At 41.5% G+C, this 15,341-nt stretch carries 12 protein-coding genes and 1 pseudogene; all 13 read right to left on the reverse strand.

The features are described 5' to 3' along the window. Positions 1-104 precede the first annotated feature (104 nt). The 13 genes and pseudogenes from IGI69_RS09145 to IGI69_RS09205 all read right to left on the reverse strand — a co-directional run bounded on the left by IGI69_RS09145 (position 105) and on the right by IGI69_RS09205 (position 15,213). Positions 105-797, reverse strand: coding sequence for a M23 family metallopeptidase (locus IGI69_RS09145; RefSeq protein ID WP_438740564.1), 693 nt, complete (start codon positions 795-797; stop codon positions 105-107). A 321-nt stretch (positions 798-1,118) separates the two neighbouring features. After that, complete coding sequence (locus IGI69_RS09150) at positions 1,119-3,092, reverse strand: FtsX-like permease family protein (RefSeq protein WP_438740566.1); 1,974 nt, start codon at positions 3,090-3,092, stop codon at positions 1,119-1,121. 3 nt (positions 3,093-3,095) lie between these two features. Continuing rightward, entirely contained in the window at positions 3,096-3,854 is a 759-nt protein-coding gene (locus tag IGI69_RS09155) for an ABC transporter ATP-binding protein (protein WP_438740568.1), read from the reverse strand. A 93-nt stretch (positions 3,855-3,947) separates the two neighbouring features. Then, positions 3,948-4,931 (reverse strand): sensor histidine kinase, encoded by a 984-nt coding sequence (locus IGI69_RS09160; RefSeq protein WP_438740570.1) that lies wholly within the window; start codon positions 4,929-4,931, stop codon positions 3,948-3,950. Beyond that, positions 4,924-5,616, reverse strand: coding sequence for a response regulator transcription factor (locus IGI69_RS09165; protein ID WP_016611088.1), 693 nt, complete (start codon positions 5,614-5,616; stop codon positions 4,924-4,926). The genes IGI69_RS09160 and IGI69_RS09165 overlap by 8 nt, the downstream gene beginning before the upstream one ends. A 109-nt stretch (positions 5,617-5,725) precedes the next feature. Beyond that, the gene (locus tag IGI69_RS09170) at positions 5,726-6,556 is read right to left on the reverse strand and encodes a prenyltransferase (protein WP_438740572.1); all 831 of its coding nucleotides are present in this window, start codon (positions 6,554-6,556) and stop codon (positions 5,726-5,728) included. 335 nt (positions 6,557-6,891) lie between these two features. Further along, positions 6,892-7,319 (reverse strand): annotated as a pseudogene (locus tag IGI69_RS09175) (VOC family protein). Positions 7,320-7,392: 73 nt separating this feature from the next. Next, positions 7,393-9,054 carry a phosphoenolpyruvate carboxykinase (ATP) gene (locus IGI69_RS09180; RefSeq protein ID WP_438740574.1) on the reverse strand — a complete coding sequence of 554 codons (1,662 nt, stop codon included), beginning with the start codon at positions 9,052-9,054 and terminating at the stop codon, positions 7,393-7,395. 422 nt (positions 9,055-9,476) lie between these two features. After that, positions 9,477-10,844, reverse strand: coding sequence for a 23S rRNA (uracil(1939)-C(5))-methyltransferase RlmD (gene rlmD / locus IGI69_RS09185; protein ID WP_074535237.1), 1,368 nt, complete (start codon positions 10,842-10,844; stop codon positions 9,477-9,479). 248 nt (positions 10,845-11,092) lie between these two features. Continuing rightward, entirely contained in the window at positions 11,093-12,922 is a 1,830-nt protein-coding gene (typA, locus tag IGI69_RS09190) for a translational GTPase TypA (protein WP_005236363.1), read from the reverse strand. 129 nt (positions 12,923-13,051) lie between these two features. Further along, positions 13,052-13,819: an inositol monophosphatase family protein gene (locus IGI69_RS09195; RefSeq protein ID WP_016611043.1), complete on the reverse strand. Its 768-nt coding sequence runs from the start codon at positions 13,817-13,819 to the stop codon at positions 13,052-13,054. Between the two features lie 8 nt (positions 13,820-13,827). Then, positions 13,828-14,100: a UPF0223 family protein gene (locus IGI69_RS09200; RefSeq protein WP_008381425.1), complete on the reverse strand. Its 273-nt coding sequence runs from the start codon at positions 14,098-14,100 to the stop codon at positions 13,828-13,830. A gap of 207 nt (positions 14,101-14,307) precedes the next feature. Next, complete coding sequence (locus IGI69_RS09205; RefSeq protein ID WP_086295493.1) at positions 14,308-15,213, reverse strand: hypothetical protein; 906 nt, start codon at positions 15,211-15,213, stop codon at positions 14,308-14,310. Between the last annotated feature and the right edge of the window lie 128 nt (positions 15,214-15,341).

Here is a 15,341-nt window from a genome sequence, read left to right on the forward strand (position 1 = left end):
AGCCTAAGATTATTTCACGTACTTAAAAGTAGTCCAAAGACTTTTAAACGTTCTTTCAGTTGAGCATCCTGCAAGCCCTGATGCGAATGTTTCAAAACTGGTCCTTAGTATTCCTTCAACAATCGTATCCGATCCGTACTTCCTGGTATCCGATTCTGCACCTTTGTCCATCCCCCTGCTTGGTACACTTCATATTCTTCAAAGCGGCAAGGAAGACCTTTTGCATGGCCGATATCACTTGTGTCCATCACTTGAAAATGCAGATGAGGCGAAGTCGAATTTCCCGAATGGCCAACGTTTCCTATCACCATCCCTTTGGTGATATTTTGTCCTACGGAAACAGTGACAGATCCTTTTTGCAGATGAACAAATGCCATATAAACGCCCTCAGAAGCTTTTATCACAATGTAGTTGCCAGCTATTTGTTGATAATCATCTTTTTGTTCATCAAAAAACAAACCATTTTTTACAGCGATCGAAAAATCTCTGATCCAGTGAACGATTTTCCGTTCCCGATAGCCATCTCTTGCAACAATTACTTCGCCATCACAAGGCGCATAGATTTTTTCGCCCCAACAATAACAGCTCTCCAGCGGAACCCCTAAGAAGAAATAGCGCAGAAAGCTTCGATTATGAAAAGCTTTGGTTTTCCCCTCAAAATTAACTTGTAAAAAATCAAAGGCATAACGCAACCCCATTCGATCGGTACCATGGCTAGGAATCTTCTCGGCTGGTGTAGTCGGCGCAAGCCACTCACCTCTTAAGGGGAATCCAATGGTTATCGGCTGCTCTTTCATAGGGCTTTCTCCTTTTTGGATCACATGATCTCTTTTATTTTGAAATGACTATCAATCGCGCGGCACTCTATACCCATGCTTTACTCCTTTTCACTATAGGTCACCTAAGGATTTTTTTCAACTCTAAAAAGTGGGCTAACGGGCGTGCCTATCAAAAAACACCTCAATCATGTAGTGATTCCAAACTGTTAGACCAAAAATTCTAACTTTTGAGCGTCGCTTCATGGATGAGGTGTTCTTACATTTTATTTTTTTGTAGCTCTTGGCGGTGACGGCTAATCCATCTAGCTATCGTCTGACAAAATAGCATTTGTCCCCCCGCTACTGTTTGCGCTCCACCAATCGATAGTAGACTCTTGCGGTGATGAAATACACCAGCAGATAAATCATTGTAAACAACAGGACAGAAATAATCGTTACCGTAATCAATAAGTTACGATCCGTCAGACCAAAAAGAATCAGTAATTTTCGAATCATTGGTAAAGCAAACGCCAAATGGATGATCGCTGCCACCAAAGGAAATGAGAAGATCATCAAAACTTGCTGCTGGATCACTTGCTTGACTTCCTTATGGCTTAACCCAACTTTTTGCAAGATCTCGAAACGTTCTTTGTCCTCCATCCCTTCGGAAACTTGTTTATAATAAATGATCAATGCAGCAGCTAAAATAAAGATCACACCAAAAATCAAGCCTAAGAAGAAGAAGCCGCCGGTAAAGGTTTTTGTCTCAACTTCAAAAAGATCTTTTGACTCAACGCTCGCCTGAGTATCTGCTGCCAGAAGTTCGCTGCGAATCTCTTTTGCGATGGCTTCGCGATCGCTTGTTTCTGCTGCTTGAAAATTAAAGACTGTTGTTGTCACTGGTTGCTGGTAAAGTTGAAACTCTTCGTTTTGATACCAAGCGCTTAGCTTTTCGGCAAGCCACTGATCATCCGCCACGAGAACAAGATGCTGAACGGGGTTTTCTACTTTCGTGAATGTTGGCAGTTCTTTCAATTCCCGCAAGCGAAATTGACGATCATCGATCGTCGTCTTTTCTGGTAATGCTTGATGCGTCCAGGTGGCGGGAAAAACGAATAGTTCGTCGTCAGCGGGGCCTGTTTTCTCGGTGATTTCATGGTATTCAGAACTGGTAAGAAAAATAAGATACACGGCTTTATCTAAACTACCGCTATTTTCTTCAAAATTGGTTGAGGGAACAAAATTTGGTTCCTCAAAGGTAAAAAGCAATGGTCTTGTTGTAGTGACATGCTGGCGCTCTTTGATCGTTAGCTTCTCTTCAAGTCCATTAATTGCTGTGTTTATTTGCTGGGAATCAGCCGCTGACTCAATTTGAACATCGTAAGGAAAACGGGTTTCGATCACATTCTTTTGTCCAAAATAAAGACTGGCGGTCGTAGCAACGGTCACTAACACCATCGTTGATAAAATACAAATACTTGCTAAACCAGCCGCATTTTGCTTCATCCGATACAGCATGGTAGAGACATTGATAAAATGGGTCGTTTGATAATAATAGGTCGTTCGTTTTCTTAAAAACTGCAATGCTTTAATACTGCCCGCAATAAACAACAAATAGGTAGCCAAGATTACGAGGATAACGGCGACAAAGAACAGGCCTAATGCACTGATAGGAGACTTGATCGTCACAGAGATCGTATAGCCTGCCACTAAACAAAGGACACCTAATAGTGCCAAAATGCCTTTTGCTCGTGGTTCTTTTTCATTACGCTTGCTTCCCTGCAGTAGTTGAAGTGGATTGGTTTTGCGTACTTGCAGTATGTCAAATAAAAATAAAGAACCAAAGACGAACATAAAATACAGGATCACCAAGCCAATACTCTCAAATGACAGTTTGAAGACAAAGAACTCGCCTACGGCTAAGATTTTCTTCAGTATCAAAAATCCTAATCGTGCAAACAATAAGCCGCTGATCAATCCTGCGGCAAGACTAATGAGAAAACTGTAAAAGAGTTCCCAAAAGACCACGAAGGCTATCTCGCGTTTTCCTAGTCCTAAAACATTGTAGAGACCAAATTCTTTTTTTCGCTGTTTGATCAAAAAGTTATTGGTGTAAAAGGAAAAGATCGCCGCAAAAATCATGAGGATGATATTTCCTAAACGAAACATGAAGATGGCGCTTTGACTACTAGGAAGTTCCTTCATTCCTGGATTGTTCACGATGATTTGCGTCATCATCAAAACAGCCACCAAGAAACTCATAGATAATAAAAAGGGTGTGTAAGCTTTGGCATTTTTACGCAAATTGGAGAAGGCGATTTTTTGAAAGAACATTGGTTACTCCTCCTTTGCAAAGACAGCAGTCATTGTTTCGGCTATTGCTTCTAGAAAAGCGGTATTGCTGCGATCCCCTCGATACAGCTGGTGAAACACATACCCGTCTTTGATAAACAAGACGCGTTGTGCGCGACTGGCTGCGATCGAACTGTGAGTGACCATCACGATCGTCTGTCCATTTTGATTGATCTGTTGAAATAATGTCAGTAATTGATCAGAGGTTTTCGAATCCAGCGCTCCGGTTGGCTCATCTGCTAATAGCAGTTCCGGTTTTGTGATGATTGCTCGTGCGACAGCAACTCGTTGTTTTTGTCCGCCAGACAATTCATACGGATAGTGCTGCAATAAATCGGCGATCCCTAAAGTTTGTACGATAGGCTGAAGCTGCTTTTCCATTTGTTTGACGGAAACTTTTGATAAAACTAATGGCAATAAAATATTGTCTTTTACCGAAAAGGTGTCCAATAAATTAAAGTCTTGAAAAACAAAGCCTAAGTGATCCCGTCGAAAACTCGCTGCGTCTCTTTCTTTGATCGTGGTCAGATCGATGCCATTCAGCTGCATTTCACCCGCTGTTGGTTGGTCTAACGTCGCCATCAAGTTCAGCAACGTACTCTTTCCCGAACCTGATTCCCCCATGATAGCGACATATTCCCCTTTTTCTACCATAAAGGTAATATTTTTCAACGCTTCAACGGGTTGTCCGTTCAGCTGGCTTTGATAGATTTTTTTTACTTGTTGAATGTTTAAAAGTGTCATCTTGTTCCCTCCTTCCTTTTTAGAATAAGCTGACTGGCAGAAAAAAGCGACTTACAATAAAAACCGCAAACTTACAGTGTTGAAAGTTTGCGGCTATCCGTTATTTGTGGTGGGAAAATGAAGTGTGACGATGGTTCCCTGTCCTACTTCAGAATCAATCGATAAACGGCAGCCGATTTTTTCAGCCGCTTGTTGACTCATATATAAGCCTAGCCCGCTCGCTCGTTGCTGAAAGCGACCATTTTGTCCCGTATATCCTTTCTCAAACACCCTTGGCAAGTCTTCCTTACGAATACCAATGCCGCTATCTTGAATCACCAAGGCATTGTCTTTAGTGAAAACGTTGATGGCACCGATTTCGGTATACTTCAAGCTGTTGAAAAGAACCTGTTCAAAAATAAAAACGAGCCACTTTCGATCGGATGTCACCGTCAAATCCACCGCCATGTCCAGTTGCAGATTCTTTTTCGAGAAAAACAAGGCATACTTTTTGATCGTTTGACGAACGAGGGGCGCTAAAGCAATCGACTCAAAGACAAAATCTTCATTCGCTAAATTTTGTCGTAAATAATTCAACATCATTTGCAAGTAATCATTCACCTTAAATAATTCCGCTTTGACCTCCGTCGGTGACAACGAATCGCTTTGGACCAAAAGATCCAGCGCAGCTAGAGGCGTTTTGATTTGATGAAGCCACAAGCCGAAATCTTCATAAATTTCTTCATTTTTTAACGCTGCCTTGTAATCAGAAGTGGTTTTTTCTCTTGCCAATTGTTTAAGAAGGGCTTGGTATTCGTCTTCTAAACGATTTCGAGTGGCAGGCAAGAACGCCAACGCCGCTTCCGTCATACGTTCTTTTCTTAATAAATGCTGCAGCTGCTTTCTTTTTTGTGCGTAACGAAAATAATGAAAAAGGGAAAGTCCCCCTAAGATCACCCCTGAAAAGACCACATAGTCAATGAAGGGCTCCAACGAAAGGCTGTGGAGAAAGAATAGCCCAAATAGGCCCGCACTAAACAGCAGGTAAACGAGATAAAACTTTCCATAAAGGACGAAATATTCTTTCACGTTAGTCATAGGCGTGTTCCTTTTCTATCAAATACCCTTTATTCTTTACCGTCTGGATCAAATCGGATAGTTCGATCTGGCTTAATTTTTTTCGCAAGCGGGTCATATTGACCGCTAATGTGTTATTATCGATGAATTCTTCACTATTCCAGAGCATTTCAATGATGGTCTCTTTGGCTACGATCTTCCCTCGATGCTGCAAAAGCAAGGAAAGAATCCGAGCTTCATTTGGAGACAGTGGCAACTGTTCCCCCTGTTTTTTTAATACATTTTCTGTGGGATAAAAGGTTACTTGCCCTATCTCAAAGGTCAGCGCTTGTTGGTGGCTATACTGATAGCTCCGCCGCAGCAATGCTTGGATTTTTGCCAAAACGAAGGCTAAATCAAAGGGTTTTGTTAAATAATCATCTGCTCCCATGTTCATCGCCATGATCTGATTCATCTGTTGATCCATCGACGAAAGGAAAATGATCGGCACTTCTGACGTCTTGCGAATTTCTTGGCACCAATGATACCCGTTGTAATAAGGCAGCGAAATATCTAAAAGAACGAGATCCGGTTTGATCTCATGAAACTCTTGCAAGATGCTAGCAAAATTCTTCGCGGAAACACATTCGTACCCCCATTGCTGCAAATATTCTGCTAGAACAGAGACGATCGTTGCATCATCTTCAACAAGATATATTTTTTGCATGTCTTTCTCCTCTCTGTTGATTAATCACTTGCTTCTTTACAGACAGTGTACCAGAAAAGAAAAAGAATCGTCTAGATGGGGGGAACCTTTCAAAGGGCTGTTTTTTTCCTCAATCCTCTGCCAATCGAGCAAGAATTTCTTGGTAACGCTGTGTGGCAAAGGGACTGATATGCCCTTTTTGGCAAAAATTCAGTTTCCCCAGTTTGGGTACGACCCGTTCTACGATGACATTGCCATTTTGAACTTTCGATTCAAACTGCTGCAAAGCCTCCAAAAATCGTGCGTCTTTTCTGGCAGAAGGATAAAAAGACAAGACATACAGATAATAAAAAAGATTGTATCCTCTAAAGGGATATTCTGTCTGCATAAATAATGTACCCATCCCATAATGACAGGGACTGATTGGCTGACGGATCTCCCAATGAGCAAGCAAAAATTCGCTTGCTTGCTTAAGCGTTTCCATTTGTTCACGATCATGAGTATAGCGAAAGGCATCAAGGACCGTTAACGTCGTCATTGGCGTGGAAAAGTGGGTCTCAGGGCCGCGACCAAAACTATACTTATTGCACTTCCAGCCGCCATCTGCTTCCTGAGTAGCAAGAAAATAGTGAAAGGTCTGTTGCAGCCGCTGGTCCCTTGCGTAACCAAGAGCACACAGCGCTCGCAAAGCCAACGCTGTATGACATGGATAGATCCCCCCTGACGGAGAAATTTTAAATCTGCCGTCTTCTCTCCATCCTTGAAAGATTAATGCGGCTGTCTCTTTTAATAAGTTCTCCTCATGTGGCATGCCAAGTTCAAGTAAATAAAGAGGACTTTCTAAGGTCGTAAAGGGTGCTCCTTTTAGTAATTTATGGTCTGGCGTCGACCATAAATCGGCGCCATGATCATATTGATGGGAAATGATTGCTTCGATGTCTTGCTGAACCCTCTGATCCATATTGATCTTCCTCCATCTCTTAAGTGTCGTGCAATCAACCCAATAATCCTCATTGACCCGCGGTGCACTCGCTTCTAGAATGATAAAAATTCGAACACTTTTTAACACACGAGTTAGGTTTTTATTTTTGAATTGTCCAAATGAATTTTAGAAATCAAATAGTTTTTTCCAGACGGACGTACTTTTAAAAAGAATGTTCTAGTTTTCCTGATGACAGGTTCGAAAAAAGTTTGTCACTGAAATCGCATGATCATCCGAACCCCATAATGAAAGATCACCTGAATAAGAACACGCTCGCGCAACAAGTTCATGCCACGCTCTTTTAGTTTAAGGAATCAGGCATAATGAAATAGTTCAAAACGAATGCCTTCTGGGCTTTCAAAGAATAAGGCATAGTAGTTAGGGGCGATGCGCTCTTTGTATTCCATTGGTCGATCGTGAAGAATCTTTACCCCTAAAGCTTTTATTTTGGGAAAGATCGCATCTACGACTTCGCGGCTTTCCGCCTTAAATGCTATGTGCTGAACAGAGCCAGGTTTTCTTGAATCGATTTTCTCGTTCTTCCATTCTTTTCGTGGGGAACAAATGCCGAAATCAAATGAATCGCCTATATATTCTACTACTTCCATATCGGCATGTTCTAAATACCCAGAATATTTCTTCTGGAGGTCAAAACCTAATAGTGCAATAATTGATCATAAAAGCCTTCTGCTTTTTTTACATCATTGACTGTGATTTGGATATGGTGAAACTGAATGTTGATATTCGCTCCTTTCTGGCTAACAAAATAAGTGTTTCAGGAAAAAAGCCGCTTGCGGAAGTTTGATTCAACTAAATTAGCTAGGAAGCTCACTTAATGTAGAAATCACCTTTTCCATTGCCGTTGCTACTTCTTTAGGCAACTTATTATAGCCATCATTTTCTGTCTCTTGAGCCAAAATAAAGTCCAGCCGTCCTTGCATCCGCTCTCTTAAATGAGCAACATAGGAGGCATCTTGAAAATCGACTTTAAAGCCTGTTACTGGCAGGAAACTCATTTCTGTGATCCCGCCGAAATTTTTAAATTCAGCCTCGCCTTCCACAATTTTTTCAATCGATGTCAGCGTAACTTCAGGCGTGACTTTCTTGCCTTTGTAAAATCCTGTATTTAGAATGTAACAAGCCGTTTGGTTTTCTTTAAACAAGTGCGTGAAATGGGCAAAATCTTCCCCTAAAGGATAGACTCTAAATGGATTGGCATAAGGTTCGATGACCAGTTTATCTATATCCGTGGTCTCGACAATATGTTCAGCTGTCGTGCGCTTCGTAGCTAAGGTCAAACCAAAAACAGCGGCTAAAATCGGATCGTCAATTTTTACTACCGGAGGCAGCGTGTCATCTTTCATGATCCAAAATACGGCATCGATCGGCGAATCTAAATGGTCCACCCGATTAGGTGTGACATAACGAGATTTGACGGTTCGGCCATTCCCGTTACGAATATCTTGGGTCACGAGGACCTTTTTTCCTTCCTCGTCTAAAGTAACCCCAACATTTTGACAGGTGATAAAGTAGCGGACATTTGGGTTGGTTAGTGGATAGTCTTGCGTTTTATCAAAATAAGAAGGCTCCAGAGCAGTGGAGGCACCATTTGTTTGATTAATCACAAATGCATCATCGTGCAGAACCTTGATCTCATATTTGCCATCATGTTCTGCCAATGTGATAGTCGATTTTCCTGATCCTGAAAGACCAAAAGCAGCCATCGTAAATGTTCGATTCGGTAACTGATACTGCTTCATTCCCCCATGACACGCCACAAAACCATTGCGATGCGCGGTAGCCCAAGCCAAAGTTAATGTCGCTTTTTTCAATTCACCGAAATAGTTTAAGCCTAAGACTGCCGCAACATTGTGTTCAGGATCAAAGAGAGACAGCCCATAAGGAAAATCAGGATGAGACCAATCTGGATCAGCGTACAAAAAAATGTCCGTCTCTGGATATTCTTTGGAACGTTGATACCTTTCCTCCCATGATTTCGTCATCAATTGAAAATTCAACAAATAAGAGTAAAAATTGGTTTCATAGTGCTCTGGTAACAACAGGTGAGCTTTGACCATAAACGCTTCGTCTAATCCTACAACAACCTCACTGCCATAAAATTTTTTACGTGTCCCTTGAAATAAAGCATCTCTTAAAATCCCTTCATACAATTTTCGATCAATCCCGGGATGTCCGATGATGCGGCGAGCTGCCGCTGTCCGTCCGACTACTTTTCCGTCATTGAACACGATGACTTTTGCATCCTCTGGTAAACCTAGCTCTTCGGTGTGGGTGACCGGCATATCCGTAAGAATAGCGCCAGAAGATTCTTTTGCTAAGTGATAGGCAGTGGCTAGATCATCAATCCAAGTGACATTGTTCCCATAAAAAGCTGACTCTATCAACACTTTAAAACTAGACAAATGCGCATTCTGCGGTGTAATCTCTTTGTGTGAAAATGCACGAATCGTTGCCATGTGCAATCCCTCCTAACAAAATTTTCTGTTTACTACGTTTATTATAATACTTTCTAATCACCACACGCCATATTTTTATACACATTAACTATAAATTGCCGACAAACCATTTTGTTAAAGGATTTGGCTGTCTGCATATTTGTAGCTTCACTGCTTTTTGCATTGATTTTGTCCCCGCTCATCAATAGTGAGAAAGAACAAAAAAACTGGAACAAAAAAGAATGTCTTTCTGTTCCAGTTTCTGGTTTTATATTTCATCCATTCTAAACGTCACAATCGACGTAATTAGATAGACAGATGGGTTATAGTTGCTTATTTCTCAATTGATTCGCCTTCTCTAGTAACTTTGTTATCGTAAGACTTTATGACAATTACCATAAAAAGAACTCACGATCAAAATCACTGAAAAGAACTCGTTTTTCTTAACGACGTTCTAACAACACGACACACTCCACATGGGTCGTTTGTGGGAACAAATCAACAGGTTGGACTTCTTTTGTCACATACCCTTCTTCCGCAAACAACGCGAGGTCACGAGCCAAGGTTGCTGGATTGCAGGAAATGTAAACGATGCGCTCTGGTTTAACTGCAGCGGTCGTTTCAATAAAGCTGGCATCTAAACCTTTGCGAGGTGGATCAACGAAGACGACCGTCGGTTGAATGCCTTCACGTAGCCATTGCGGCATGATTTTTTCGGCTTTACCGATAAAGTAATGCACGTTTTCGACACCATTTCTTTTGGCATTGGCTTTGGCATCGTTCACTGCTTCAGGAATGACTTCCATCCCTAACACTTCTTTCACACGATCAGCCAAACTGATCCCGATCGTTCCGATTCCTGCATAAGCATCCACAACGACATCATTTTCAGACAGTTGCGCCATCTCGAAGGCGGTTTGATACAAGACTTCTGTTTGCGCTGTGTTGACTTGGTAGAAAGATTTCGCTGAGATTTGGAAGGTTTTGCCTAATAATTGATCATCGATCGATGACTTGCCATACAAGACACGCTCGAACTCGCCCATGATCACATTGGTTTTTTCTTCATTGATGTTTTGAATGACAGAAACAACCTCTGGAATCTCTTCGTGGATCACTTCCGCGATTTCTTCTCCTTTGAAGAATTTCGGTTTACGTGTCACTAATACGACCATCATTTCACCTGAGTGATGCCCACGACGAACGACAATGTGGCGTAAGAACCCTTCATGGGCTTCTTCATTGTAGGCTTTGACATTGAAGCGCTGCAAAATATCTCTGACTTTGATGATTGCTTGATCGATGTTTGGATCTTGAATATAAAAGTCTTCGATCGGTACCAGAGTATGACTGTTTTTGCGGTAAAATCCAGTCGTTAATTTCCCATGAATCTTTTGCACAGGGATTTGCGCTTTGTTGCGGTAACCAAATGGTTTTTCCATTCCGATTGGTGCATTGACCTTGATTTCAGGCAGTTTGGCGATTTTAGCCAAAACATTCTCTACTTGCTGCTGTTTGAAGGCTAATTGTTTGTCATAGCTCAAATGACTCAATGGGGCGATCCCAGTGCGCAACAATGCTTCATTCGGTAATTCTTGACGATCAGGACTTGCTTGCAACAGTTTCATCACTTTGGCAAAACCAAATTTGTTGCCGACTTTCAATACTTTGACTAAGGCACGTTCATTTGGCAGGGTGTTTTCAATAAATAATAAGTACCCATCGACTTTGGCGATCCCATTTCCTTCATGGGAAAGGTCCAAAATATCGACTTCAAGTTCCTGATTCTTTTTAACAGGATAATTTTTCATAGATTTCTCCTTTGTGCTTACTTTCTCCATTTTAAAAAGGAATGGTCGAAATTGCAAGCGGTGCTTATTTTAACGGTTCAACAGATCGGGTAGACGTGCAAAAAAGAACCGAAGGAGGGAAATCGGCTGATTGCTTTTCTAGGGGTTGCGGCGAAGAGCCGCTGCACCACAGGAGCAATCCCTTTTCCATCCTTCGGAAAATCGAACAGATCAGAAGTGTTTAAAACTTTCGATCACTGTTTTAGTTATCAGTTGTTTTTCTTTTTCTGTGATTTTTCCCGTTCGCTCTTGTTCAAGATTTGTTTTCTCAAACGAATGCTTTCTGGTGTTACTTCACAGTATTCATCATCATTCAAGAATTCCAGTGATTCTTCCAAAGAAAGAATACGAGGTTTCTTGATAACTGAGGTTTGGTCTTTGTTTGCTGAACGGACGTTGGTCATTTGTTTTGCTTTCGTGATATTGACCGTTAAGTCTTTGTCACGAGAGTTTTCACCAATGATCATTCCTTCGTACACTTCGGTACCTGGTTCAACGAAGACCGTTCCACGTTCTTCAATACTCATGATCGAGTATGTTGTTGCTTTTCCTGTATCGATCGATACAAGTGCGCCTTGATGACGGCCACCAATTTGTCCTTGGATCATTGGCAAATATTGATCGAAGGTGTGGTGCATGATGCCGTAGCCGCGAGTCATTGATAGGAATTCTGTCGTGTAACCGATCAAGCCACGAGCTGGTGCCAAGAAAATGATCCGTACTTGTCCATTCCCTGTATTGATCATATCTTGCATTTCTGCTTTACGCATTCCCAATGATTCGATTACTGATCCCATGTATTCTTCTGGGGTATCGATTTGCACCCGTTCAAATGGTTCACATTTCACGCCATCGATTTCGCGTTCGATAACTTCTGGACGAGAAACTTGCAATTCAAAGCCTTCACGACGCATATTTTCGATCAAAATTGACAAATGAAGTTCACCACGTCCAGAAACGATCCATGAGTCAGGTCCGATTGGATCAACACGCAATGAAACGTCTGTTTGCAGTTGCGCCATTAAGCGTTCTTCAATTTTACGAGCGGTTACGAATTTTCCTTCGCGACCCGCAAATGGTGAATTGTTCACGATAAAGGTCATTTGCAATGTTGGTTCATCAATGTGTAAAACAGGTAATGAATCTTGATGATCGATTGGTGTAACTGTTTCACCAACGAAGATATCTTCCATCCCAGAAACAGCAATCAAATCACCAGCTTTGGCTTCTTGGATTTCTAAACGTTTCAAACCGAAGAATCCGAATAGTTTGGTCACACGGAACTTTTTAACTTCTCCGTTTAATTTCATCAATGCAACTTGGTCGCCAACTTTGATTGATCCGCGGAAAACACGGCCAATACCGATACGTCCAACGTAGTCATTGTAATCAAGCAATGATACTTGGAATTGCAATGGTTCGTCGCTGTTGTCGATTGGCGCTGGAATATGTTCGATGATCGTATCAAACAATGGTGCCATCGTTTTTTGTTGATCAGCAGGATCATCTGATTCACTTGAAGTTCCGTTGATCGCAGAAGCGTAGATCACTGGGAAGTCCAATTGGTCATCGTCTGCACCTAATTCGATAAATAGTTCTAATACTTCATCGACAACATGCTCAGGACGAGCAGATGGTTTGTCGATTTTGTTAACAACAACGATTGGTACTAAATGTTGTTCCAACGCTTTTTTCAATACAAAACGTGTTTGAGGCATTGTTCCTTCATAAGCATCAACAACTAAAACAACACCATCGACCATTTTCATGATCCGCTCTACTTCACCACCGAAGTCCGCGTGTCCTGGGGTATCCATGATATTGATTTTGGTTCCGTTGTATTCAACCGCTGTATTTTTCGCTAAGATCGTGATACCACGTTCTTTTTCGATCGCATTTGAATCCATCGCCCGTTCTTGTAATTGGGTATGGCTATCTAACGTTTGGGATTGTTTCAATAATTCATCAACTAATGTAGTTTTTCCGTGGTCAACGTGGGCAATAATAGCGACGTTGCGGATATCATTTCTAATATTCAATTTATAAACTCCTTTTTTGGTGACATTGCACTCGACAAGCCATTATACCAGAATTTCTTTCTGAAATATAGTGCAAAGTTTTCATTTTTACAGAAAAAACCAGATATTAATAAAATATCTGGTTTTTTCTTATTGATTAACGATCGCCAATAATTCTTCAAAAGCTTTCGGTGTACCGCCTACGAACAATTCCCGTCCATTCAAGGATAGCGGCTCTCCTTTGATGTTTGCCATCTTTAATCCAAGGGTTTCTAACAAAACGCCCCCTGGCGCATAATCCCATGGCGCAAGATGAGAAAGATAGCCTGCTCTTTGTCCTTTAGCGAGGGCGATCAGCTCTACCCCAGCACAGCCAGTCATACGAATGCCTAATGCTTTGTCACTGACCTCGGTTTCGTGGTGGCGGTTATGGATCAACATGGGCGAATTCAAGCCAACGAGACCTTCGGATAAGGCAATATCTTTCGGCGGTTCGATCTTCTCGCCATTGTTATAGACACCAATCTCTGGACCACCCCATAAGAATTCATCTTTCATAACATTATAGACAAAGCCAAAGCGCCCTTTGCCCTCTTCGTAAATCGCGATCATGATACAAAAGTTTTCTTTTTCTAACACGAAATTCATCGTTCCATCGATCGGATCAATGATGAAGACCCGCCCACTCATGTCGGCAAGTGTGTCCAGTCCGTTTTCTTCACCTAAAATTTTGGCATCCGGATCATAGGATTGGATCTTACCAATCAGAAAATCTTGCGTGGCTTTATCCAATTCTGTCACTAAGTCTTTCCGTCCTGATTTTGTCTCGACCACTAAGTCTTCTTTATTTAAATTGTCTTTGATCGTTTCACCTGCAGCGATCATCCACTGGCGAACTTCATTAACGATTTCATGCATTCGTTGATCTACCCTTTCATTTTTAGTTTTCCCTCAGTCTTTTTCGCTGCCTGCACAGCATGGTACAGCGAATAGCCTGATAGTTCTTCAAATTCTCTGCCTAAACGGCGTTCCTCGCCAATGCTAGGAACGACTTTCTTAAAGGCTTGATACGCCTCAAGAAACGTACTACTAGGAAGGCCTTTTTCATAGGCTTGTTCTAATCGTTCCCACATCTTCATGACGACGACCATTTCATCTGTCGACCAATCTAAGTCAAGAGGATATTGATAATCCCGCATATTACCACTCCTATTCATCTTATTCAGTGTACCACAAAATTGAAAATAGGTCAGAGCCTCCGCTGCAAAAAAGGTACATCCTAGCAATGAATGTACCTCTTGTATACAAACTATTGAGATTTTTAAAAGCTGAAATCCGTGAATCTCAAATAAGAAGGAAATTCCTTTTTTCTTCCAACGAGATTGCTTAGTAAAAGATGACCGATTTCAAAAAGGTTCGTCTAGAAAAGCCCGCAAAAACAAAAAATTTTTAATGATAGTAATTGATTTCCACCACTGTTTACTTATGAAAAACTCTGGATAATCCGTTCCCCATTGCCATGGAATGACAAATGATCCATCTTCTTGTTGGTATTTTAAAATTTCTTGGGCTTCTTTTTTACATAATTCTTCACTAAAGATCCCAAGCAGCTGCTCTCTTGTAAAGAAAAAATTTGAAGGTTTACTGACATAAGACGTGAACCACTCTTCTGGCTCGTTTGAGACAGTATGGCGAATTTGCTGGAATAAGATCTCGCGAAAGCGGTCATTTGCTAAAACAGGCTGATACTGGATTTCTTCACAGTCTTGTAATAATTCTAGATAGACGACTAATGTGTGCATTTCACTGGTTGGTTCCTTAAGGAAACTTGCAACTGCTGTTTCAACGATTTCTTGTGCTTTTTGATAGAGGGTAGTTTCCCCTGTTTTTAAGATCATACCAGCTAGACTTACCGTTGGGTTGTCTGCTGGCACGCCTACAGGACTCTCCCACCAAATCGCATGCGGATAGGATACCGTTGACGGCACTTGGTTGAACCATTTCCCTTCAGAAAACTCTTTTCCACTAGCTAAATACCTTAAAATCCCTTGGACTTGTGGATTTGTCGAATGAAGGCATTCAAGCTCTCTTAAAATTCGACATGCCTCCCACACTGCAATCGGTGTACTGTTGGGATTCCAATGATCCGGTTCCAAACCATGCCCATACCCACCATCTTCATTTTGGTAGAATTGTAACGCCTGTAATACAGCCTCGCGAGATCCATTTTCAAAATGATACTGCCAACGAGCAAGGTCTAAAGGGCGCGCGTTTTTGTAAATAAATTTTCGAGCATTTTCGAATGCTTCCACATCTTCGCCTCCTTTGGCTTTCTTTCATTATCTCTTACTTTCCTAATGATTACAACGCTTACATCACTACCATTTCTCTGAATGACCATTCTCAAAATAGCTTCTTGGCATTTTTTAAGAAGCATACT

The sequence above is a fragment of the Enterococcus sp. DIV1083b genome (assembly GCF_051713705.1).
GTDB lineage: Bacteria > Bacillota > Bacilli > Lactobacillales > Enterococcaceae > Enterococcus_D > Enterococcus_D casseliflavus.